Here is a 23,715-nt window from a genome sequence, read left to right as displayed (position 1 = left end):
CCGCCTCGTGGACTACGGTCGTCCGGTGACCGCGCCACCCATCGACCCACCCGAGACCGCCACCGCGGCCGTGGTCGACGGTGGGCAGCCCGCCGACCCGGCCGCCACCGGCTTCACGGTGCGGCTGGCCAACTTCACCGGCCCGTTCGACCTGCTGCTGCAACTGATCGGCAAGCACAAGCTCGACGTCACCGAGGTGGCCCTGCACACGGTCACCGACGAGTTCATCGCCTACATCAGGGCGATGGGCGACAACTGGGACCTGGACGAGGCCAGCGAGTTTTTGCTCATCGCCGCGACCCTGCTCGACCTGAAGGCGGCCCGCCTGTTGCCCGCCGCCGAGGTCGAGGACGAGGACGACCTCGCCCTGCTGGAAGCCCGGGACCTGCTCTTCGCCCGACTGTTGCAGTACAAGGCGTACAAGGAGGCGGCGGCCCACATCGCCGAGCTGGAGGCCGTCGGCGGCCGACGGTATCCGCGCGCGGTCAGCCTGGAACCCCGCTACGCCGAGGCGTTGCCCGACCTGGTGCTCGGCATCGGCCCGCAGCGGCTGCTGAAGCTGGCCGTGAAGGCGATGACCCCGAAGCCGGTGCCGGAGGTGTCCATCGCCCACGTGCACATGGTCCGGGTCAGCGTCCGGGAACACGCGGCCATCCTCACCGCGCGACTGCGCCGGGCCGGCACGGCCACCTTCTCGCTGCTCTGCGCCGACTGCGAGGCCACCCTCGAGGTGGTGGCCCGGTTCCTCGCGCTGCTGGAGCTGTACCGGGAGGGCCTGGTGTCGTTCGTGCAGGAGCAGGCCCTGGAGGAGCTGACAGTGCGCTGGACCGGCCCGGCCGACGGCGACACCGAGCTGCACGTCGACGAGTACGCCGGCACCCCGGCGGACGACGCGGAGCCGGCGGGGATTGCGGTTGCGCCGGCGGCGGGTGGGCCCGCGCCGGTGCTGGCCGCGCCTGAGCCGGCGGGCGTTGGGCCCGGGTCGGTGGGGGAGGCCGGCGGGCCGGACGGGACGGAGACGACGGAGGGTGCGCGGGATGAGTGACGAGGAACGCCGGGACTCGCTGGCCGACCAGGCCGCCGCCTGGGTGCCCCCGTGGGCCCGCCCGCGCCCGCCCGCCACTGACGCGCCCGCGCCGCCGGACGAGCCGGTCGCGGACACCGACGAACCCGGAGCGGCACAGCCCCGACCCGAGGCCGAATCCGCCGCCGGTCCCGGCGAGTCGGATGCGGTCGGCTCGGCCCCGGCGCCGGGCGATCCGCATGAGCGCGGCCCCGACGACCCGCGCCCGACTGAGCCAGACCCGGACGGGGCCTCCAACGAGGTGGACCTGACGGCGCCGGACCTCGGCGCGGTGACGGAGGACACGGCGGGGGAGTCGGGCGCGGCGGGGGACGTACCCCGGCGGCAGTCGGCGGGGCGGCGGCGGGCGACGGCCGCGCCGGAGCCCGCGCCCGAGCTGTCCGACGCCGAGCTGCGCGGCGCGTTGGAGGCGATCCTGCTGGTCGTCGACGAGCCGGTCAGCGAGCTGGTGCTGGCCCAGGTGCTGGACCAGCCCGCCGAGCGGGTCGGGCCGATGCTCGACGAGATCGCCGCCGGCTACACCACGGCCGGGCACGGGTTCGAGCTGCGCCGGGCGGCCGGCGGGTGGCGGCTGTACACCCGGCCGGAATACGCTACGTACGTTGAGCGGTTCGTGCTGGACGGGCAGTCCGTGCGGCTGACCCAGGCGGCGCTGGAGACGCTCGCCGTGGTCGCCTACAAGCAGCCGGTGACCCGTTCGCGAATCTCAGCCATCCGGGGTGTGAACTGCGACGGGGTCATCCGTACGCTGGTCACCCGTGGCCTCGTCGAGGAGTGCGGCACCGAACAGGACAGCGGGGCGTTCCTCTACCGGACCACCACGTTGTTCCTGGAGAAGCTCGGGCTGAACACCGTCGACGAGCTGCCGCCCCTCGCACCCTTCCTGCCCGACGACGTAGAAGAGCTTGCTGATGCGACCCGATAACCGTGTTCCCAAACCCGACGCCCCCGTGTTCGAGGGGGCTGAGCGCCTGCAGAAGGTGCTCGCCGCCGCCGGCGTGGGTTCCCGGCGCGCCTGCGAAGACCTGATCTTCCGCCGCCGGGTCACGGTGGACGGGCGGGTCGCCAAGCTCGGCGACAAGGTCGACCCGGCCAAGGCCGTGATCCACGTCGACGGAGAGCGCCTCCAGGTCGACACCCGACTGGTCTACGTGGCGATGAACAAGCCGCGCGGGGTGGTCACCACCATGGCGGACGACAAGGGTCGCAACGAGCTGGCCGACTTCATCGGCAGGCGGCTGGACCAGCGGGTGTACCATGTCGGGCGGCTCGACGCGGACAGCGAGGGCCTGCTGCTGCTCACCAACGACGGCACCCTCGCGCACAAGCTCATGCACCCCTCGTACCAGGTGCTGAAGACCTACCTCGCCGAGGTGGTCGGCCCGATCCCGCGCAACCTGAGCAAGCGGCTCCTCGCGGGCGTCGAGCTGGAGGACGGGCCGGTCACTGTCGACTCGTTCAAGGTGGTCGGCACCCTGGGCAAGAGCGCCCAGGTGGAGCTGAGCCTGCACGAAGGGCGCAAGCACATCGTCCGGCGGTTGATGGACGAGGTCGGGCACCCGGTCACCCGTCTGGTGCGTACCTCCATCGGTCCGATCCGGTTGGGCGACCTGCGCACCGGGCGTCTGCGGCGCCTGACCAACGCGGAGGTCGCGGCCCTGTTCCACGCGGTGGGTGACTGACCCCCGAGTTCGGGGTACGGCAGCCGGTAGGCTCCACCGACGGCCGAGACGCGGTCGCCCGGGTGGCGTGGGTCGCCTCCGGCGGCGTCGCGCGCGGGTTCGCCAGACGACCCGGGCATGATTGATGACGATTGAACAACCGCTTGCGGCGCCAGCTCACCGGGCGATCCGTGAGGTACGGGCTGAGGAGGACACGGTGGAGGAAAACGTACGGTTCGGGCGATGTGTGGTCGCTGTGGATGGGCCGTCCGGTTCGGGGAAGTCAACCGTGTCGCGGCGGCTCGCCGCCGCCCTCGGTGCGCGCTACCTGGACACCGGGGCGATGTACCGGGCAATCACGTGGGCCGTGCTGCGCTCCGGCGTGGACCTCACCGACGCCGCGTCGGTGGCGAAGGTCGCCGGCGAGGTCGACCTGCGCATCGGCACCGACCCGCAGGGGTACGGCGTGACCGTCGACGGGGTCGGCGTGGACGCGGAGATCCGTGGCGCCGAGGTGACCGGAGCGGTCTCCGCCGTCGCCGCCGTACCGGCTGTTCGTGAGCTGCTCGTCGGCCGGCAGCGCGAGATGATCGCCAACGCCGGTCGGATGGTGGTCGAGGGCCGCGACATCGGCTCGGTCGTGGCCCCGGACGCCGACCTGAAGGTCTTCCTGACCGCGTCCGAGGCGGCCCGTGCGGCCCGGCGCAGCGCCGAGGACGCCGCCGACGTGGCGGCCACGGCCGCCGACCTGGCGCGGCGGGACCGCCTCGACTCGACCCGCAAGGTCAACCCGCTGGCCCAGGCGCCCGACGCGGTGGTGCTGGACACCACCGAGCTGGGCATCGACGAGGTCGTGGCGCGGATGCGCGACCTGCTCACCGAGCGGGGCGTGGCATGAGTAGCGCGGTCGTGTCTCATGACGGTCCGGACCGAAGCGGAGGAGCGGCATGAGTGAGCGGAGCGAGCGAATCATCGGGCTCGGCGTGGTTGTGCCTCATGGCGCTCCGGAGCGAAGCGGAGGAGTGGCATGAGCGAGGGTTCCTGGGTGGAGCTGCGTGAGCCCGACGTCGCCGTCGAGGAGCCGAGCGGCCCGCAGCCGGTGGTGGCCGTGGTCGGCCGTCCCAACGTGGGTAAGTCGACGCTGGTCAACCGGATCATCGGCCGCCGGCAGGCGGTCGTCGAGGACGTTCCCGGCGTGACCCGCGACCGGGTCCCGTACGACGCGCAGTGGAACGGCCGGGCGTTCACCGTGGTGGACACCGGCGGTTGGGAGCCGGACGCCAAGGATCGGGCGGCGGCCATCGCGGCGCAGGCCGAGACGGCTGTCGTCACCGCCGACGTGGTGCTCTTCGTGGTCGACGCGATGGTGGGCTCCACCGACGTGGACGAGGCCGCGGTGAAGATGCTGCGGCGCAGCGCCAAGCCGGTGATCCTGGTGGCCAACAAGGCCGACAACAACTCCATCGAGATGGAGGCCACCTCGCTGTGGTCGCTGGGTCTCGGTGAGCCGTTCCCGGTGTCCGCGCTGCACGGACGCGGCTCCGGCGACCTGCTGGACGCCATCCTCGCCGCGCTGCCGGAGGCACCGGCGATCGTGGAGAACCGTCCGCGGGGGCCGCGCCGGGTGGCGCTGGTCGGTCGGCCGAACGTGGGCAAGTCCAGCCTGCTCAACCGGTTCTCCGGTGAGGAGCGGGCGGTCGTCGACTCGGTGGCCGGCACCACTGTGGACCCGGTGGACAGCCTGGTCGAGATCGGCGGTCAGACCTGGCAACTGGTGGACACCGCCGGGCTGCGCAAGCGGGTCGGCAAGGCCAGCGGCACCGAGTACTACGCCAGCCTGCGTACCGCCGGCGCGATCGAGGCCGCCGAGGTGGCCGTGGTACTGCTGGACTCCAGCGAACCCATCAGCGAGCAGGACCAGCGGATCCTGTCGATGGTGACCGAGTCGGGCCGGGCGTTGGTCATCGCGTTCAACAAGTGGGACCTGGTCGACGCCGACCGTCGGTACTACCTGGACAAGGAGATCGACCGGGAGTTGCGCCGCATCCCCTGGGCGATCCGGTTGAACCTGTCGGCGATGACCGGCCGTGCCGTGGACAAGCTGGCCCCCGCCCTGAACAAGGCGTTGGCCAGCTGGGAAACCCGCGTACCGACCGCGCACCTCAACCAGTGGCTGACCGCGCTGGTGCAGGCCACCCCCCACCCGGTGCGTGGTGGACGGGCACCGCGGATCCTGTTCGCGACGCAGGCCGGTGTGGCACCGCCACGGTTCGTGCTCTTCACCACCGGCCCGCTGGACGCCGGCTACCAGCGGTTCGTCGAGCGCAAGCTCCGCGAGGAATTCGGGTACGAGGGCAGCCCGATCGAGATCTCGGTCCGCCCGCGCAAGAAGCTCGGCCCCGGCGGCCGAGGCAAGGCGCACGGCTGACCCCGTCCAGTTCTCCCTGAAAGATGCCGGATGGCCTCCCGCCATCCGGCATTTTCCTGCCCATCCACCACCCCACCCTCCTAGGAAGCTTTAGGGGTTGTGGGGTGGTTCGCCTGCCCCGCAACACTGGTGGGGCCTGTGTGGGGGACCCGCAACCGCTGCGCTAAGCTGTACCGGCTGCCGCGGGGGAAACCACGCGGGGGCGGGACGTGGCGCAGCTTGGTAGCGCACTTGACTGGGGGTCAAGGGGTCGTCGGTTCGAATCCGGCCGTCCCGACTGGTGTTCACCAGCGGATATAGAAGATCATGTGTGATCTTGCGGTAACGCTGGCGGTAACGGAGATCGCTTAACGTGGGTTGCATCCCTCGATCCCGTTACTGCGGAGGTGCAGCCGCATGGCTGTCTACAACTACCGCCTCGCCAACGGCCAGACCCGCTGGTTCTTCATCATCGACCTCCCACCCGACGCCAACGGGCGGCGCCGCCAGCACAAGCGACAGGGGTTCCCTAGCCAGGCCGCTGCTCTGAAGGCGGAGCAGGACGCCCGCGCCGCCTACGGCGGAGCAGACCTCGGAGCCGACGGCACCGTCGCCGCCGAGTTGGAGAGCTGGCTCAACGAGCGCGAGCTTGATGTCCAAGAGACGACGCTCAGCAACTACCGCGACATCATGCGCTGCTATGTGGTCCCCCACATCGGCGCGCGGCAGCTCTACGCCCTCGACAAGCGAGTGATCCACGAGCTGTACAAGAAGCTACTGAAGAGCGGTGGCAAGAACGGCGGCCCGCTCTCGTCGACCACCGTCCGGATCGTGCACCGGGTCCTGATGAAGGCGTTGAGCGACCTCGGGGTCAACGTCGACGGTGTGCGGCAACCTCGGCAGGTCGAGCGGGAAACGATGGGGCGCAAGGGCGTCTGGACGCCCGCGCAGTCAGCGAAGTTCCTCAAGCACCACGCCGACCACCGGCTACGTGCCGCCTGGGTCCTGGCGATCGTCGTCGGCGCTCGACGTGGAGAGTTGGCCGGTCTCAAGTGGCCGCGCGTGGATCTCGATCGCGGCGTCTTGCTGCTGCACTGGCAGCGCACCACCACCAGCAACGGCGTGGTCGAGAAGTCTCCCAAGGGAAAGAGCAAGCGGGCGGTAGCGCTCGGGCCAGCCCTGGTAGCGGAGCTGGACGCTCACCGAACGCGCCAGGACGCGGAGAAGGTCGATGCCGGAGTCCTGTACCACGACGGCGGTTACCTGTTCTGCCGGGAGGACGGTGAGCCGTACTACCCGAAGTACTTCACCGACCAATGGGCTAAGGCCTGTGCCGACGCCGGCGTTCCCGTCATCTCCCTTCACGATGCGCGGCACACCTCCGCTACCACCGGCGCTGACGCTGGCGTTCCCGAGCACGTGATGCAGCGGCGGCTTGGCCACGCCGACAGCCGCACGACGCGGGAGGTCTACACCCACGTGTTGCCGGAGAGCGAACGGAAGGCCGCAGAGCTGATGGAAGCGGTGCTCGGAGACGCCGCGAGCTGGTCACCCAGGGCGTAGCCGTGCTGGAAGCGCCTGCTCACACCTGGCTTCGTCTCCAGCTGTACAGCCTGCTGTCCTCCGACTTCGAGTCGGCCGGTGTCCCGGCCGCCAGCAGGGCCCTAGGCACGTGGTTGTTATTGCTGATGTCGTTACCTGTTGGGCTGCTTGCGTTGGGAACGCCGGAGGCAACGGGTTGCCCGCATCGTGAGGGCTGACGCCGACTTCGGCGTGCTCACGACTAAGGGGACGCGGACGATGGCAACCACCACAAGCGACGGACGCCAGTCGAGTCGGTTGCAAGATCAGGTGTGGACGATCGATGCGGTACGTGACCTCGGCGTAACCACCGATATTGAGACCGCTGGAGCGATCTTAGGAATCGGGCGCACGAAGGCTTATGACTTGGCCAAAACCAACGAGTTCCCGGTGCGCCTTCTACGTGTGGGCCGGCGGTACGTGGTGCCCGTTCATGCGATCCTCAAGCTGCTTGGCGTTGAGTAGTCGGCTGAGCAGGACTTCAAACAACGCAAACAAGCCGGCGACTCGGGATCACCCCCGCGTACGCGGGGAGCAGATCGACTGTGCGCCCGAGCCGCCGATGGTGCCGGGATCACCCCTGCTTGCGCGGGGAGCAGGGGCCAATGACGCAGATGCCGACGTTGGCCGTGGGATCATTCCCGCGTGCGCGGGGAGCAGATGCGGCTGACCTCGACCACCCTGCTGGAGCTGGGATCACCCCCGCATGCACGGGGAGCAGTTGATGGTCGCGCCCAGGTCCGTGGCTGCCGCCGGATCACCCCCGCATGCGCGGGGAGCAGCAGGGCCTCCCACCGCTGCGCCGTCGCCACGTCGGATCACCCCCGCGTGCGCGGGGAGCAGTCCGCCGATCGCGGGTCGGCCACGGGCATTACCGGATCAACCCCGCGTGCGCGGGAGCAGATCGCGATGGGCACCGGCACGGGGTGGATCAACGGATCACCCCGCGTGCGCGGGGAGTAGAAAAGCGTTGAAACGCGCCGACTCCAGTCACCGGGATCACCCCCGCGTGCGCGGGGAGCAGGGCGGCACCACCGCAACCCGAATCGCTCAACTGGGATCACCCCCCCGTGCGCGGGGAGCAGCAGCCCGCGATTAAGGCGGCACGGTCGAGTGACGGATCACCCCCGCGTGCGCGGGGAGCAGCTGGTGGCACAGCGCCCCGTACTGAACAGCGTCCGATCACCACTGCGTGCGCGGGGAGCAGTGCGTGACGATCGGACCGGCCTTCGTGACCGCCGGATCATCCCCGCGTGCGCGGGGAGCAGACCGTCCAGGACGCCGACAGCGCGACGTGGACGGGATCACCCCCGAGTGCGCGGGGGGCAGGCTTTCGCCACATCCTGCACGGTCTTCCACGCCGGATCACCCCCGCGTGCGCGGGGAGCAGAGCGTGGTCTGTAGGGCAAACCACGTCGCCGGGGGATCACCCCCGCGTGCGCGGGGAGCAGGCGGACACGTCGTACGGGTTCGACCTCGTTGAGGGATCACCCCCGCGTGCGCGGGGAGCAGGGAAAGGACCGCGAGGTAATCGCCCCGGTCCCGGGATCACCCCCGCGTGCGCGGGGAGCAGACGCGCCTCGTCGGTCATGGCGGCCGTCTCGCGGGATCACCCCCGCGTGCGCGGGGAGCAGTGCGGCAGGATCGCCCGCATGACCGCTTCGGCCGGATCATCCCCGCGTGCGCGGGGAGCAGCCGCTGTAGTGGTGCGGCTTGCCGTTGTGCAGGGGATCACCCCCGCGTGCGCGGGGAGCAGCCGTTGACCACCCGGATCGTCGGCGCGGTCGTGGGATCACCCCCGCGTGCGCGGGGAGCAGATCTTCGTGGGCACCTCGTACCGGGCCACCGTGGGATCACCCCCGCGTGCGCGGGGAGCAGGGTCAGCGCAGCCCCGGCCATGTCGGCCGCGACGGATCACCCCGCGTGCGCGGGGAGCAGTCCCTTGTGTCATGGTGCCGATAATGGCGACGAGGATCACCCCCGCGTGCGCGGGGAGCAGGGCACGACCAGGACCGGCACCAGGGCGACGAGGGATCACCCCCGCCTGCGCGGGGAGCAGTCGTGCAGCACTCGGGGCACGACGCGCAGGTGAGGATCACCCCCGCGTGCGCGGGGAGCAGCACGACCGGATCCCGACCAGCGCGCGGGCCAACGGATCACCCCCGCGTGCGCGGGGAGCAGACCCTGGCCGCGGCCGCCGACTTGGCCGCCATCGGATCACCCCCGCGTGCGCGGGGAGCAGGATCTTCTTAGTGCCGGATTCTCCAGACGTGGTGGATCACCCCCGCGTGCGCGGGGAGCAGTCACTTCGCCACTCCTGATCGTTCGCGTCGGTCGGATCACCCCCGCGTGCGCGGGGAGCAGGTAGTCCGAACCGACCACCGTGCGGCCGTACTGGGATCACCCCCGCGTGCGCGGGGAGCAGCCGTACAGGGTGTCGATGGAGATGATGTCCATCGGATCACCCCCGCGTGCGCGGGGAGCAGGACCTTAGGGATGGCGGTCGGTTCGGTAACGAAGGATCACCCCCGCGTGCGCGGGGAGCAGGCCGCCGGACCGCCGGGCAACCACCCGAACACCGGATCACCCCCGCGTGCGCGGGGAGCAGGTCACCCTTAAGGGGTGGCGGGCCGATTCGGCAGGATCACCCCCGCGTGCGCGGGGAGCAGGCTCCTCGGCGGTGCGGAAGATGTTGAGCGCCAGGATCACCCCCGCGTGCGCGGGGAGCAGGTCCGTGGAACCCGGCACGAACGTCGGCGGCAGGGATCACCCCCGCGTGCGCGGGGAGCAGTGCCAGATCACGTAGTAGAGCCGGGCGCGGGCCGGATCACCCCCGCGTGCGCGGGGAGCAGAGTCTCGACCCGCCGAAGGGCCAGCCGAACCCGGGATCACCCCCGCGTGCGCGGGGAGCAGGTAGTAGGCACCGAGCGGGTTGCGGGGCGAGTAGGATCACCCCCGCGTGCGCGGGGAGCAGTACGCAGGTCGTGGTGGACCTGGAAGCGCACGGGGATCACCCCCGCGTGCGCGGGGAGCAGTTCTCCGTCGCCACCTCGCTGGCGGAAGCGACCGGATCACCCCCGCGTGCGCGGGGAGCAGGGACAGATCAGCGCCTCGCCGAGATCGACGCGGGGATCACCCCCGCGTGCGCGGGGAGCAGTCGTCGTCCTCCGGGTCGGCCGGCGGGTCGGCCGGATCACCCCCGCGTGCGCGGGGAGCAGCTCCACCAGGTCGACCAGCCGCGAGAGGTTGCCGGGATCACCCCCGCGTGCGCGGGGAGCAGACTTCTTGACCTGCGGCGTTAGAGATCGACTTCGCAGTTTTCATTCACTAGGTCTCGCAAGGCCGTCTCACTTCGCGTTCGCGTCATAGGTAGGTAGAGGGCGAGCGGACTCCGCTACAGGATAAATGATGAGGCTTAAGTGGAGCGCCCGGCGAACAGGCATCGCCGCACGGGGTGCGCCGAGGTCGAACACCCGCTGATGAAGATTAAGCCGTGGGCGTTGTGCGCGGCTATCGATGCCGCTTCGGGCATTGCCCACCTTCCAAAACATCACCCTCAGCGCGGACGGGATCACACCCCCGGCGCCCGGATGCCGCCCTGCCGACCTCGGGAACTCTGGTCGGTCAGGTCCGGTCGGGCCGAACCACCACTGCGGCGCGACCGGGGTAGAAAGCTGGAGCAAGATATGGCCATTGCTTATCAATCTGTGGCCGGGCGCGGCCGCAGATTGGCGATGGGAAGTAGCCGGCGCCCGTCGCGGTGGCGTGGCCGACAACGGTAGCCCTGGCGCAGACGTCGGCGGCAACGCTCTGGGCGCACAGTGGCGGCAATGGACAGTGAGCAGCCTGCCCCGCGCCGCAAGGCACGCCATCGTGCCCACAACCGGCCGGCCCGTCCGCGCGCGGTGTTGCTTAGGCTGTCCGACGAGGAGAAGGCCGTCATTGACGCGGCTGCGGCGCTCGCTCAGCTGACCGCGACCGGCTACGCGGCGAAGGCCGCGGTCGCCGCCGCGTCCGCCGCTCAGGCACCCGGTGGTACGGCAGGCGACTTACGCGATCTGCAGCACGAGTTGTTCGCCGCTCGTCGTGCCGTGGTGATGTTCGGCAACAACGTCAATCAGGCCGCGGCGGCGTTCAACGCCACCGGGCAACTGCCCGACTGGGCGGCGGAAGCTGCCCGGCTGTGCGCGGCGGCGGTGGTCCGGCTTGACGAGGTGATTTCCCGGATTGATAGGAAGCTGCGGTGATCACGCGGGTGCACCGGCGTGGCTCACGAGTCGGTGGCCTGTTGCGCTATCTGTGGGGGCCAGGCAGGGCGGAAGAACACGTCAACCCGCACCTGGTGGCTGCCTGGGACGGCGCGGGCAGCCTGACCGACCTCGAGCCCGTACTCACCCTCAATGGCAGATGGAACGTCCGGGCGCTCACGGCGTTGCTGGAGCAGCCGGTCCGCGGCGGCTACCGCCCGCCGACGAAGTTCGTCTGGCATGCCAGCATGCGGCTCGCCCCCGAGGATCGGCATCGCACCGTCGGCGACACGACTTGGGCGAACATGGCGGTGCAGATGCTCACTGAGGTCGGCGTCGCGACTACCGCCACCGACCCTGGCTTGCGGTGGATCGCCATGCGTCATGCAGACGACCACGTACACATCGTCGCCACGCTGGTACGCGAGGACGGCCGCACCGACTGGATGCGCAACGACTACCCGCGTTGCGTCAAGGCCACCTACAACGTCGCCCGCCGCTACAACCTGCACCGCCGGGTCCCGCCGGCTGACCGCACCGCCCACCGCCGCCCCCATCCCGCTGAGGTCAGCAAAGCCCGCCGCGCCGGCCGCGCCCAGACGCCCCGGGACGAGCTGCGCCGGCGGGTACGCACGGCCGTGGCTGCGGCCGGGTCGCAGGAGGAGTTCTTCGCCCGGCTACGCGCGTCGGGGGTCCTGGTCCGGCTGCGGCACAGCAGCACCGATCGACGGCAGATCACCGGGTACGCGGTGGCGCTTCCCGGGGCCCGCACCGCCGGCGGGCAACCGGTGTACTTCAGCGGAGGCCGGTTGGCGCCCGACATGACACTGCCGAAGCTGAGGCTGCGGTGGGGCGTCCCTGCGCCGTTGCCGGCATCGCCGACGGCCGGCCGGAGCGAACGGGTCGACGCGATGCGCCAGGCCGCCAAGGTGGTCACCGCGGCCGTCGACGACATCCGCCGCGACGTCCATGCCGCGCCCGGACGGGCGCAGGCCACCGCGGTCGCCGCAGCTGATCTTCTCACCAGCCTGGCCTCCTCGGCCGAGGGTGACCGGCGTGGGCCGCTGCACCGGGCAGCTGAGGTGTTCGACCGCGCGGTCCGGGACCTGTACGGCCGGGTCCAGAGACCCACCAGCCGCTCCCAGGAGATGCGTGCCATGTCGCGCCTGGTAGCGCTCATGGGCCGCGTCTCCGGTGACGACGACACGATCGCAGCCCTTGCGCTGGTGATGGACCTGGCGCGGCTCGCCGACACCCTCGAACAGCTGCGGAACGCCCAGCAGCGCCTGCACCAGGCCGAGGCGGCGCGGACCGCAGCCGACGCGCTGCGGCTGGTAGCGGGCACCTGGCAACGGGCGGTAACGATGCCGCTAACTCCGACGTCAACACCCGCACCGACAGTGAGAGACGGCCGGCGTACCGCGCGCAGCCGCTGAGCAGGCAAGGGAGGTGCACGTGCCGCATCCGCAGCACCACGAAGACCCGATGACCGAGACCCGCCAACAGCTCCTGCAAGGGCTCGCAACAATGGCGACCGTCGGCGAGGCCGGCGCCCGCTGGGCCGCCGTCGGCATCCAGAACAAGGCTGCCGAACGAGAACGCGAAGCCCACCGGGAACAGGCCGCCGCGAAAGCCCGCCGCGAAGCCGACCGTCTGGCAGCGAAGGTACGGGCGGACCGCGAACGAATGGCGGCTTCGCTGGACGGTGATTGGCTGGTCAACAAGGCTACTTTCGCCGAAGCCGCCGCCGTGTGGCGCACTGCGACGATCCACGCGAGTAGCGATCCGGTAGCCCAGCGGGCGGCCGAGTTCGCAGAGCGACGGCTGCGGCAGATCCGCCCGGACCTGATGGGCGCCTATGAACGCCACCGCCAGGCCGGAAAACCAATCTCTGAGGCCATGCGTGCCGCCGCCCAGGAAGTCTGGGACCGCGACGCGCGCTCATACCACCGCCAGCAGACAGCTCGCGCGCACGGCGGCACACGCGACCGACAGCGGATCACACCCGACGGTCCGGCCGCGCTGCCACCGTCTGGCATCGGGTCGGTCAATGAATTCGACGCCGCGGTTCGGCAGGAGGCGATGGAGTTGGCGGAGTACGTCCGGCCGGAGGCACTCGACGAGTTGCAGCGCCAGTGGAGAACCCTTGGGAGGCTGCCCGCTGGCAACGCAGTGCAGCTACTCCGCGACCTCGCTGCCGGAATGAACGAGGCCATCAGAGCAGGCGAAGCTAACGGGCTGCCGGTCGAGGGAATCCGCCTGGCGCAGGGTCACGTGGAAGAGGCCCTGGCGCGCGACCTGCAGAGCCGAGCGGCTGTCGAGCGCGGTGTGGGAGTCCGCGACGGCGGGACGGTCGACAACCCCCGTACCCCTGCCGACGAACACGCAGCCGGGCAATCGGCGGGCACGCGCCACGACGACAGTGCTGATCACATGGCCGCCACCGCCGCTGCCGTCCACCACGCTGACAGGCTCACGGTGCCGGCCTGGGCGCAGGCCTTCCCAAAGCTTCGCGTTGCCCAGATCAATCCCATAGTCGCTGGGAAGCACCCGGCGACAGTGCTCACTGCGGTGCCGATGCAGGGCCAGACACGATGACGGCCATCAGGTCGCAACAGGCCCAAGCGGGAGCGGTTACCCAAGTCGACGAGCTCGCCGCTGAGGTGGCGAGATTGGCGGCGCGGGTTGCTGAGCTGCAACAAGCCCAAGCTGAGCGCCCGCACGCCGGCGACGGGGACCAGCCGCCGCTGTATTCGACGGTCGAGGAGTGGGTGACCACCTACCTACTGCCGACCTTCCCGCGCCCGGTCGGTGAGGTCGGCATGACCCGCTGGCACTGGTGCGACCAATGGTGGCGCCACGACGAAGCGGTAACCCGGCTGACGGCCCTGTGGTACGGCTGGGAACAGGCCCGCCTACAGATGACCGGCATGCTGCCTTGGCTGCGAGAGCTCGACCATCAGCTGCCCATCCTGTACGGCGACGACGGTCCGTTCCGCGACTGTGCTGCGGGCGGCGGCCTCTGGGAGAAACAACACCGCTCATGCCCAGAGGTCCCCGCGGTGGCCGCGCCAGAAAATTGGTGGAGATGGTGGGCCTGAAACTCCTCGTGGTGCAAAACGGAGGCGCCGGCGGAGGTAATAGGGTTTGACCACTAGGTGGTTGTTCACCGGTCCGTAGGTGGAGTCCAAAGCAGGGTATGAAAGCTCAACCGCCGGAACCTGGCGCAGCCACAGCACCAGCTGCTCGTCCTGGGCGCCATCAACAAGGACCCGGCATTACTTGGCTCACCATCGGCTCGCGTAGCAGCATGACGCTGAGGGTCGTCTCGTCATGAGTCCCCCGGTGAAATACGGGCTCCCGGAAAGCGTGCATTGTCCAGCTCGTTGGCTGAACCGGATGCATCTAAGTGCGGGGAGGTCAGCTCTTCGGATCCTCTCTCGCAATTATGGGGATTCAGGTCCGTGATTGCTGGTGTGCGGAACCTCCACTCCTCCATCAAGGGCCGACGACAGCGCGCGCAGCACCACGGACGCGACCGTTAGGTATCGTTCGCATGCACCACCGCCGTCTGGCGGTGGGGGCCGTAGCTCCCGGGCTACCTCGAAGGCTTCCTGGCCATCAGTAGATAGCGTGGGACCGGCCAGGGCGGCGAGCTCTGCCGCTATGACGCTTAATGCCCTAGTCGCGCGGCCGCCAGTCAAGAGATGGTGATAGCGGCAAGCGTCCACGATGAACTTTTGAGCAAGATATGCGGTGTAAACCGGATCTTCCAGCTCCGTCTGCGGTGCGCTGAGCTGGTGCCAAAGTAGTGGAAGTGACTGCCAGGACCAGGTGAGCGCATCACGTCGCAGCGCCTCGTGGTCCGGCCATCCACTCAACGCGATCGGCATCTGCCCCAGCACCAGCAACCGCTCTTGCTGCATGCGTGCAACGACCAGGGGTGAGCGGATTGCTAGTCCCACTGGGTGTTCGACATTTATACGCAGGCGGGGCAATTGCGCTCGCAGGTCACGGATCCGATTGGTCCAACTCGGAACCTGCACGGGTGCTGACGTGAGGACGGTGACGTCGATGTCGCTGAAACGGGTGCCTCCGGTGAAGTCGAGGTAGCTTCCCGTGATGAGCACAGCGTCGATCTCATTCGATGCGGGCGCTAACGCCTCCCGTAAGCAGCCCGCCACGTCACCCGGCGCGTCCGGCAGCGGTTCAGGTCGCGTGAAGGGTTCAGGGGCGGGGAGTGTGTCCGGCTGGACACGTTGCCGCATGCCGGAGGTCCAGGTAGCAGTGATCGTCTTCTGTCTACCAAGGGCGGACCGTAGTGACCCGATTACGACGGCTTGCTGGCCCTCTGTCAGTGGACCCGGGGCCCAGTACTGCGCCTCGACGCTACCGTCAGAGGCCTGGTGGATTCGTGCCCCCGAAACCTGCAAGGTCCGCCACAGTTTCGCGAATCGAACTGTGTGAACGACTGCCCCACCGTCGGTAACCAGCCACTGGGCCGTGCGGACACCTGCCAGACGCACCCGCAGGCCACGATCCCGGCAGTCGCAGGGCGGCAGCTGGCCCACTCGATCCCCCGTGCGGTATCGCACCAGTGGCATGGCTCGGTTATGCAAGGTGGTAACGGTGAGTTCTCCGATGTCCCCGACGCGCACCGAATTTCCACGCTTGTCGAGTACCTCTATCACCGCGACGTTAGGTTCCGTGTGGTAACCCCCTTCTGGGCACTCCGTGCCGAGAATTCCAACCTCGCCCATCGCGTAGACGCTTGTTACCGCACAGCTCAATGCGTAACTGATCTTGCGGCGCACCTCTGTCGACACTGGCTCGCCGGATAGCACAACCAGGGCTGGCCGGGCTTCGGTTCCGAAATTGGCGTTGAGAATTCGATCTGCGACGAGTTCGAGGGTTGACGGGCTGCCCGTAACCACCATTCCCTCGAGTGGCTGCAGTCGGGCCAGGAAGTCGTGGTCATCTAGCTGCCAGGTGCGGATGAGATTCCACTTCGTCGCTGTGGCCGTCGGCGACCACCCGCTCCGCGCAGCCCGCGATCGTCCGCCTGGATGCAATACGACGTGCACGAGACCGCAATTGTGCCACGCCTCGGCGGCGCCGTGTTGCGCGACGAACTGAGACAGTACTCGCTCCTCCAGCGCCCGAGATGCGGCGTCGTGGGCCACGGACACGGGTTCACCAGTGCTGCCAGTGGTCGCAGTGCGCACCCACGTGCTGCGGTCACCAGTGGGGGACAGTAAGCCATCTCGCCATGCCAGTACGTCTCGACGTGACATTGGCGGCGTTTGTGCGAGGGCGTCCCATGGGTCGTTCGGCGGCGACAACGGGGGGAGTCGACTGCGATGAAAGTGGACGGTCCGGGCGTGCTCAAGCGCAGCCCGCAAGGCGGCGCTTTGCTCGTCGTATAGATCATCCACTGATGAGTTCAATCGTCCGTGTTTCGACGTCGTGGAAGATCGACTCCATCGCCTTACGGTCGGCTCCAGTGCCTAAGGCGAAGGCGACGAAGTCGCCCCGGAGTTTAGTGAGATGGTTACTGCCCTGTCCCAGCTCAGTCGACGACCGATCTCGCCACTCATAGAACTGCCGCACGTCGTCCTCGTAGCTTTTCGCTGCTGCCGGCAGGGCGTTCGCCGCATCCGTCGCTCGAATCCCCTGCACGAAGCTGGCGGGGCGGGTGAGAGCCGCGGTCACCTGCCGCCACCAAGGGCGTTGCCAGCGGCGCAACAACTCATATGCCGCGAACCGAAGCCGCGGATCGGTGGCGGTTACCGCTAGCGCCGACCGCGCCGAGCTCAGGGCGGTCCGCCGATCGTTTCGACGCCACGCGATCACGGCGAGCGCCAGTAGCGCCCGGCAGAGCCCGGCCGGATACTCCTGCGGAAGTGAACGAATGTCGTCAATGGTCGCACGGATCTTCTCGTCGGCCTCGTCCATCGATCGTCTCCGGGAGGAGGCGAGTGCCAGGTCGATCCGGGCCTCCAGGGCATGCCGGTCGTCGTGCGCACCCTCCGCTGCGGCCGCCCCGTAATGCAACAGGGCCTGATCCGAGTCGCCGAGCATCTCGTATACGTGGCCCAGTTGCTTTTGGGCCACGCATCGGGCAGCCGCGTCGTCTGCCAGCTCGATCGCAGTCTGATAGGAGCGCAGCGCTTGCTCGGGCGAACCCTGGTACAACTGGAGAAGGCCCCGCTGACTCGCTAACCGGCTGCGCAGAAGCGGTACCGGTAGCTGGCCGACCAGTGGCTCGGCCCGGCGCAGCGCTTCCTCGCCACCAGCGACATCACCACGCTCGGGCAGCTTGCCCGAGAGTCGCAGCCACATCTCAGCGGCGAGCGTAAGATCGCCGCTCGACTCAGCAGCGGTGGCGCCAATCCGGACGAGCGCAAGGTAGTCGTCCCAACGGCCTGTGTGGTTGAGCCTGTCAAGCAGCGCTCGCGCCTGGCAGATCCGCACCACCAGTTCCGGAAGTCCCAGTCGTTCTAGCCGATATGCGAGCGTCGGCGCTACCGATTCAGCAGATACTGCGTAGCCCGGTGCCACCTCTAACAGCGCTTGAATCGTGTCTTGTGCGAGGCGGGCGACAGTGTCCGCGGCGACGGTCAGCGCGGCTTCCTGTACGAGCTCGGAGATCTTAATTTCGGGCTCTAGCATCTCGACCAAGGCGCTGTGCAGCAGCTCGGCACCGGTCTCGCCGGCCTCCGCCCCGGCGAATACCGGTGACCACCCAATCAAGCGCGAAGGTGCGATCCCGACGACCGGCAGCAAGCGGAGCAACAGGGTTCGATCGGTGTCGGGCAGGGCCTTGATCATCTCCTGCACCGTCGTGGTCTGTGCCTTCATTTCGGCCAGATGCCGTCGTGCGACAGCCGACGGTAGGCGGTCACACCGAGCAAGAGCGAACAGCAGTGACCTCGGATGCCGCTTTACCGCCGTCGGCGCAGCGGCTAGCACGTCTACAGGGTCGACGGTGAGCCCGAGGTATTCGACGGCTGCCTCCGCCAGCGCCGCCGCCTCTTCGTCGTTGAGCGCCTCGACATACACGACAACCGCTGGCTCGCCCGGCGGAGGCCGACGCCGCGCGGTTGCGAGGACCTTCAAGCGCGGGAGGTCCGCGAAGGTATGGAGCAGGACTGACCGGCGCTGATCGTCAAGCCAGTCCAAGCCATCGAGCACGAGGAGAAATGGTAGATCCGCTGCCGTCGCCGCGAGCTTTCTTAAGGCCACATCGTCGGGCATCCGCTGCAGTAGTTCGGCGTCCAGGCCGATCCCGTGCGAGTGCAGGATCCGGTTTAGTTCGGTGTGCAAGTATCCCGGCTCCACCGCTGCGGGCCCGTCGAAACTGACTACGACCGCCTCAGGGAGGCGATCGACGACCAGTGCGGCGATCTGTGCTAGTAGCACTGTTTTGCCGCTACCGGGCAGCCCGACCAACACAACCGGTGGGCCGCTGGCGAGCAACCTGTCGACGGTGGAGCGCACCACCCCTTCGCGGATCCATGGAATCCCTCGTTCGAGTCCGACGACCGCCCGGCTAGCACCGAACGGAACGGGATCGCGGCGCGGTCCAGGTGCGTTGACAACGTCGTCCTGTTCAGGCTCGAACGACCGCTCGGTCAGCCAGGCTGCAAGCATGCAAAGAACGACGACGATCACTAGCAGGACGCTGGCCCACCGGAAGGGGTGGCGCCGGATCGTCTCCAGGCCGTACGGCCAAGTCACGTCGACGTTACTGGCTGCGTTAACCGAGAAAGCGAGGAGCCCTTCGGTCAGCAACACGGCCAGGGCGGTCACCAGCGCTGCCGTCATCCACCGCCGCCGGCTCCGCACCCATTCACCTCCCGATCGGTCCGTCGGCTCGATGTTAAGCGGTCCGAGCCCTTTACTGGCATCGTGAGATACATGACGACAGACGGATCGATTGACGGAGCGCGGGAGGGCAAAGACCGCCGAGACCGGAACGTCCGGGCTCGATCTTCTGCTGCTCCGGCGGCGAGGCCGTCGGAGGTGAGCGGGGGCGACGGCGTCGGCAACGGCGGCATGCGCATGCCGATGACCCTATGACGCTAACTAGAACCGGCATCCCAGGCAGGCTCGGCGTCCGCTGGCCGTGCCCCTTTTGCGTCCGGCCGCCTTACTGCTGAGGCCGGCGGGTTAGAGTTCGTGAAGTGGTGCGGCAGAACGCTCTGTTATAGGTACCACCGGCTCGATCACTAGCTCGGCCGCCATCCAGATGATCCTTCGGCTGCGCCCTCAAGTCGTGTCGAAGATCCGGGCAGGCTCGCTAGACAGGTGGAGGTCGCATAGCGCGTCCTCTAGGTTCGCGAGTGCAGCGATCGCGACTGTGTCGACCCCGACGCCTGTTGCAGCGGCGATGCTTCGGGCCACCCGGGTGGCCTCGTGCGGACTTGGCGCCTCGAATACCAGCGGCACCAGGATGCGTACCGCGGCACACCTGCCGCCGATGTCCTCCAGCAGCCGGGGGTGGCGTTCGATGAGCTGGGCGAGGCGGTGGTCGAGCATCTTGTCGAGCATGGGCTGTGCCTGTCGCTGTAGGGCCGCTCGCAGCTGAGCTTTGCCGTACGGCCGGCGCAGCAGGTCTGCCGGGTCGGCACCGGCGCTGAACGCGGCCGCCAGCAGCGGGCCGGGAAAACGAGGCTGTCGGAGCAGGTGCCACGCCCGATCCACCGCCGCGCGGCCCGCCGGGTCGGCGTCAAATGCCGCGACCAGGCCCTGCGTGGCGCCGGGCAGCTTCCGCAGGATTGTGGCCTGGGTGTCGGTCAGGCTGGTGCCGCACGGTGCGAGGGCCACCGCTCCGGCGCAGCGAGACCGTGAGTAGGACAGCCAGACAGCGAGGACGTCGGCCGGCCCTTCGACGAGAACCGGGGTCCATCGTGCCGTGATGCGGTCCTGCTGCTCGGCGACTCCGAACAGCAGCTGTCTCTTGTTGTAAATCGCTGTCTGAGGGTTATTGATGTACTTCGGCACGTCCTTTCCGGCATCAGGGCCGGACCGGCCGAGGAATGCCACGGTGTATCCGTCCGGGTCGCGTACCGGAAACATGACCCGGTCACGGAATACGTCAATGAGTCGGTCCGGGTCCGTCCGGGTGCGGGTCGACAGGCCCGCGCCAACCAACTCCTCTGGCGTAAAGCCGGCGGCGCGCAGGTGGCGCGTCAGCGAACTCCAGCCGGGTGGGGCGTACCCGACGCGCCACGGCCACTCCCGCTGAACAACAACACCGAGGCCGCGTTCGGTGAGGTAGGCACGGGGGCCGTCGGCGTCCTTGAGCTGGGCACGGTAGTACGTCACCGCGGCCTCGACGGCTGCCAGCAGCCGTCCGGTCTCGAGCCCGGTGCCGCGCACCGAGGATGTCGGTTGGTTGAGCCGAGGTGCGCCCATGGCCTACCTCCGATATCCAAGCTAGCTTTAGCCGGCCCGTCTCCGCCAGGTGCGCAGTGCCATCCGATCCCGGCGGGCGGCGCGGTTGCGCCGCGCCTGACGGGTCATTTCGGCGGCAGAGGAGGCGACCGCCGCGGTCAGCCGCTCGGCGTTTGGCTCGTCGTACCAGGGCAGCAGGTTGAGCATCGCCACCTTCACGCCGGTCGCGAACAGCAACGCCGAGCCCTTCGGCAGAGCCCGGATCCGAGCCGGGTCGAGGATCCGCTGTCGGCGCACCGACGTTTGGTACGAGGCATGGCCCTTGCCGTCTCGAGTGCGGGAGGCCACGGTGACGTCGTGTTCGCCGACGAGCCGGGACAGGTCTTCGGCGAACCGGGCGTCGTCGATGCCGGCGCCGACTAGTTTGACCGTGGCCGCCGACCACAGCGCGTCCATGCCCTGTTCACCCCACACCCTGGTCCCTTGCCGATAGGACTGCAGGATGCTCAGCGGGATGATGCCCCGGCTGCCGAAGTGGCTGTAGAGCTCGGGGAGGTCCGAGATCTTGCAGACGTTCGCCGCCTCGTCAAGGCAGGCGACCAGCGGTGGGTCGAGTCGGCCGCCGTGGGCCTCGGCGAGCGTCACTGCGGCACGCAGCACTTGATCGGTCAGACCGGCGACGAGCGGTGCGGCCGCTCCGGCGCCGTCTTTGGACAGCAGGTACAGCGTGTCGGTGCTCTCGACGAACACCTCGACGTCCAATGCCGGCAGCGGTAGGTCCGGTGGGGTGACCCAGGCCATGATGGTCGGGTTGGCCAGGCACGCGGCTGCGGTGCGGGCGGTTTCGTAGAGCCCTTCGCGGGTTTCGGGTGCGCCGGCTTGCCGGCCGGACATCGCCCTCGCAGAGGCACCAAACCCGTGGCTCTTCAGGATCGTCGCAGGCTCCCGCGACGTAGAGTCCGACAACCACGCTTGCACTGACGTGAGTGTGCGGCCTTCCAACGCGGCAGCCAGGATCAGCGACGTGAGCAGGTCCAAGGCACCCTGTATCCAGAAGTCGTCGCTGCCCTGCGAGTTGCGAACCTGTTGGACAAAGTGGTTCGCCAACCGCCGGGCGTCCTCGACGTCCTCAACAGCTGCTAGTGGGTTCCACCACCAGGCCCGCGAGACGTGAGCGATGGACTGCGGATCGAAAACCCACACGCCGCCATGCTCGGCGCGAACGGCAGCCGTCGTCGCCCACAGATCGGGCTTGTTGCTGGTGGCGAGGGCCGCCCCCGGCGCGTCGAGGATCGACTGCACGGCCAGAGCGGTCGTCTTTCCGGCGCGTGGCGCCATTACCGCGAGGATGACGTCTTCCCAGGAGGAGTAGAGCCGAGGACCTGAACCGCGCCGTCGCCGATGGGCGCCGAGCACGACTCCAGCTGATTCGGCCGAGATCTCCTTCACCGCCGCATTCGCCAGGCTGCGCCGCAGGCCCCGAGCCTTGGCGGCCACCGCGGGCAGCGTCATCGCCCGTACCTCGGCCGGACCAGCCAGCGCTGGCAAAGGGTCCTGGGCGTCGGGCCTGCGCCCTTGCCACCACGCCGCCGCGAGGGTGACTAGGCCGACCAGAACCAGCAGCAGGACCGCGTAGACCATACCGATAACGGTGGGGGACACGCCGGGCCACAACGCCGACCATTCGGTACGCAGCAAATGTCCCAGGTACGCCGACCCGAAGCTCGGGCCTGCGGCCGGCCGTCCGGTCACTGCGGCGGCGATCCGTCCGGCCAGCCAGGACAGCCACATCAGGGCGAGTGCCGCCCACACCAGCCCGAGCACCAGGAACGGGGTGAGCGGGCCGCCGGAGCTACCGCCAGGCTCGACGGGCCGGGTGTTCATGGCTGCACCTGCCGGATCGCGGCGTCGGTGTCGTAGAGCTCCCACTCGTCACCGACCAGGGTCAGCGACACCGGCAGACCGTTGCGCTCACCGGTCTTGATCAGGTACTTGCCCCGACCCGGATGCACCGAACCGGCGAACCACGCCTCCGGTGCCGCCCAGGACGCCACCAGCTCCCGTTCGGGTCCCGACAGCTTGATGACCTCGTTGACGCGATTGAGCTCGCGCGGCGGCAGCCCGGCCAGAATCTTGATGGCAGACCGCTCGATGAAACCCTGTGCCTTGGCCCGATCCTCTGGCGTGGGCAGTGCGTCGAGGTCGGCGAGGGAGTGGGTGACCATCACGCTGGCCATGCCGCGCTGCCGGTTGAGCCGGGTGAGCGCGTCGGCGTGTTCGACGAGCCCGGACGCGCCGCGCAGCGCCCGCCACAGCTCGTCCATCACGCCGAGGTACTGCCGGCGGGGCGCGAGGCCCTGGTCGGCCAGCACGGATGCGGCGTCGACCATCCCGAAGCCGTACGCCCAGGTGCACAGCATCGCTGCGGCCACCAGTTGGTCCCCCGCAGCAGCGACCTGGGAGATGCCGACGCTGACAGCTGGCGCGTCCAAATCCAGGGCCTTGGTCGTCGGGCCGTCGAACACACCGCGCAGGCTGCCCTCGCACAGCAGCGCCAAGGTGGGTACCAGCTGGTCGACGCGGCGGCGGTACTCACCGCCGGTACGTGCCCGGGCCGCGGTGAGGAGCTCGTCGGCGCCGGCTTCGACCAGGCTCAGCACGTCCGGCACCGTAGGGTCGCGGTCGAGGCGCTCGGCGAGTACGTCGATCGCGCGCCCGAGGATGATCTCCTCGGTGTTGTTGAGCGACTGTCCGCGCACCAGGGCACACAACGCCAGCAGCAGCGACATGCGGCGGCCCCGGATCTCGAGCCTCAGCTGTCGGGCGTCGGCACTGCCCATCCGCGAGAGGGCGCTGCCCAGCGGGCCGGAGTCCAGTGGGTTGAGTCGGTCCAGGCCACGGCCGACCCGGATGACCTGCCCGCCGAGGTGTTCGACGAGCCGGGTGTAGTCGGGCTTGGTGTCACCGAGGATCAGGGCGCTGGTGCCGAATCCGGTCATGCCGGTGATGAGTCGCTTGACCACCGTGGACTTGCCGACGCCGGGTTGACCGAGAACGAACACACCGGGATTGGTGATGAGGCCTGCGCGGAGCCATTCGAGGGGGTCGAGGCAGACGGCCTCGCCCCAGAGCATGTGCCGTCCGATCGGTACGCCGATGGTGGGTGCGCCGGATCCGGCGACGAAGGGGAACAGTCCGCAGAGCTGGACGGTGGTGCCCTGGTACTCCATGCCGGGGGAGATGTGACTGGCTCGTCCAGCGCCGGGTGCCCGTACACCCCATGCTGGCGCCGACGTGACTGCGTCTGCAGCGATGCTCTTCATGGATTTCTCCTGA

The 23,715-nt window shown here is 69.0% G+C and carries 16 protein-coding genes, 1 tRNA gene and 1 CRISPR repeat array; of the genes, 12 read left to right on the top strand and 5 right to left on the bottom strand.

The genetic code is table 11. The features are described 5' to 3' along the window. The first annotated feature begins 25 nt into the window (after positions 1–25). From KBX26_RS03045 to KBX26_RS02990, 12 genes are all read left to right on the top strand, one after another. Positions 26–1,045: a ScpA family protein gene (locus KBX26_RS03045; protein ID WP_374224196.1), complete on the top strand. Its 1,020-nt coding sequence runs from the start codon at positions 26–28 to the stop codon at positions 1,043–1,045. Further along, a complete protein-coding gene (gene scpB / locus KBX26_RS03040) occupies positions 1,038–2,009 on the top strand; it encodes an SMC-Scp complex subunit ScpB (protein WP_210864677.1) in 972 nt (323 codons plus the stop codon). Before KBX26_RS03045 ends, scpB begins: the two co-directional genes overlap by 8 nt. Next, positions 1,996–2,766 carry a pseudouridine synthase gene (locus KBX26_RS03035; protein ID WP_030334874.1) on the top strand — a complete coding sequence of 257 codons (771 nt, stop codon included), beginning with the start codon at positions 1,996–1,998 and terminating at the stop codon, positions 2,764–2,766. Before scpB ends, KBX26_RS03035 begins: the two co-directional genes overlap by 14 nt. Before the next feature lie 196 nt (positions 2,767–2,962). Beyond that, positions 2,963–3,643 (top strand): (d)CMP kinase, encoded by a 681-nt coding sequence (cmk, locus tag KBX26_RS03030; RefSeq protein WP_030334872.1) that lies wholly within the window; start codon positions 2,963–2,965, stop codon positions 3,641–3,643. Between the two features lie 129 nt (positions 3,644–3,772). Next, a complete protein-coding gene (gene der / locus KBX26_RS03025) occupies positions 3,773–5,173 on the top strand; it encodes a ribosome biogenesis GTPase Der (protein ID WP_030334870.1) in 1,401 nt (466 codons plus the stop codon). A 203-nt stretch (positions 5,174–5,376) separates the two neighbouring features. Continuing rightward, a tRNA-Pro gene (locus KBX26_RS03020) sits at positions 5,377–5,450 on the top strand. 119 nt (positions 5,451–5,569) lie between these two features. Then, positions 5,570–6,715 carry a site-specific integrase gene (locus tag KBX26_RS03015; RefSeq protein WP_210864676.1) on the top strand — a complete coding sequence of 382 codons (1,146 nt, stop codon included), beginning with the start codon at positions 5,570–5,572 and terminating at the stop codon, positions 6,713–6,715. A gap of 237 nt (positions 6,716–6,952) precedes the next feature. After that, the gene (locus KBX26_RS03010; RefSeq protein ID WP_210864675.1) at positions 6,953–7,198 is read left to right on the top strand and encodes a helix-turn-helix domain-containing protein; all 246 of its coding nucleotides are present in this window, start codon (positions 6,953–6,955) and stop codon (positions 7,196–7,198) included. Positions 7,199–7,243: 45 nt separating this feature from the next. Beyond that, a CRISPR array of direct repeats spans positions 7,244–10,013; the repeat unit is 28 nt; unit sequence GGATCACCCCCGCGTGCGCGGGGAGCAG. Positions 10,014–10,563: 550 nt separating this feature from the next. Further along, on the top strand, positions 10,564–10,980 hold the full coding sequence (locus tag KBX26_RS03005) for a hypothetical protein (protein ID WP_210864674.1): 417 nt from the start codon (positions 10,564–10,566) through the stop codon (positions 10,978–10,980). Beyond that, entirely contained in the window at positions 10,977–12,416 is a 1,440-nt protein-coding gene (locus KBX26_RS03000; protein WP_210864673.1) for a relaxase, read from the top strand. The genes KBX26_RS03005 and KBX26_RS03000 overlap by 4 nt, the downstream gene beginning before the upstream one ends. Before the next feature lie 19 nt (positions 12,417–12,435). Beyond that, positions 12,436–13,578: a hypothetical protein gene (locus KBX26_RS02995; protein WP_210864672.1), complete on the top strand. Its 1,143-nt coding sequence runs from the start codon at positions 12,436–12,438 to the stop codon at positions 13,576–13,578. Then, entirely contained in the window at positions 13,575–14,081 is a 507-nt protein-coding gene (locus KBX26_RS02990; RefSeq protein ID WP_210864671.1) for a DUF4913 domain-containing protein, read from the top strand. The genes KBX26_RS02995 and KBX26_RS02990 overlap by 4 nt, the downstream gene beginning before the upstream one ends. A gap of 345 nt (positions 14,082–14,426) precedes the next feature. Here the strand turns inward: KBX26_RS02990 and KBX26_RS02985 are convergent, their stop codons facing one another. From KBX26_RS02985 to KBX26_RS02965, 5 genes are all read right to left on the bottom strand, one after another. Further along, complete coding sequence (locus KBX26_RS02985) at positions 14,427–15,110, bottom strand: hypothetical protein (protein ID WP_210864670.1); 684 nt, start codon at positions 15,108–15,110, stop codon at positions 14,427–14,429. Between the two features lie 1,297 nt (positions 15,111–16,407). After that, positions 16,408–18,792, bottom strand: a complete 2,385-nt coding sequence (locus tag KBX26_RS02980) for an ATP-binding protein (RefSeq protein ID WP_210864669.1) — start codon at positions 18,790–18,792, stop codon at positions 16,408–16,410. 459 nt (positions 18,793–19,251) lie between these two features. Continuing rightward, the gene (locus KBX26_RS02975; protein ID WP_210864668.1) at positions 19,252–20,400 is read right to left on the bottom strand and encodes a toprim domain-containing protein; all 1,149 of its coding nucleotides are present in this window, start codon (positions 20,398–20,400) and stop codon (positions 19,252–19,254) included. A 27-nt stretch (positions 20,401–20,427) separates the two neighbouring features. Beyond that, positions 20,428–22,263 carry a type IV secretory system conjugative DNA transfer family protein gene (locus tag KBX26_RS02970; RefSeq protein WP_210864667.1) on the bottom strand — a complete coding sequence of 612 codons (1,836 nt, stop codon included), beginning with the start codon at positions 22,261–22,263 and terminating at the stop codon, positions 20,428–20,430. Beyond that, a complete protein-coding gene (locus tag KBX26_RS02965; RefSeq protein WP_210864666.1) occupies positions 22,260–23,702 on the bottom strand; it encodes a hypothetical protein in 1,443 nt (480 codons plus the stop codon). Before KBX26_RS02965 ends, KBX26_RS02970 begins: the two co-directional genes overlap by 4 nt. Between the last annotated feature and the right edge of the window lie 13 nt (positions 23,703–23,715).

It is taken from the genome of Micromonospora sp. C97, from assembly GCF_018070385.1.
Lineage (GTDB): Bacteria > Actinomycetota > Actinomycetes > Mycobacteriales > Micromonosporaceae > Micromonospora > Micromonospora parva.
Note: the sequence above shows the minus strand (reverse complement) of the source record. Positions and strands in the feature narration are given on the sequence as shown.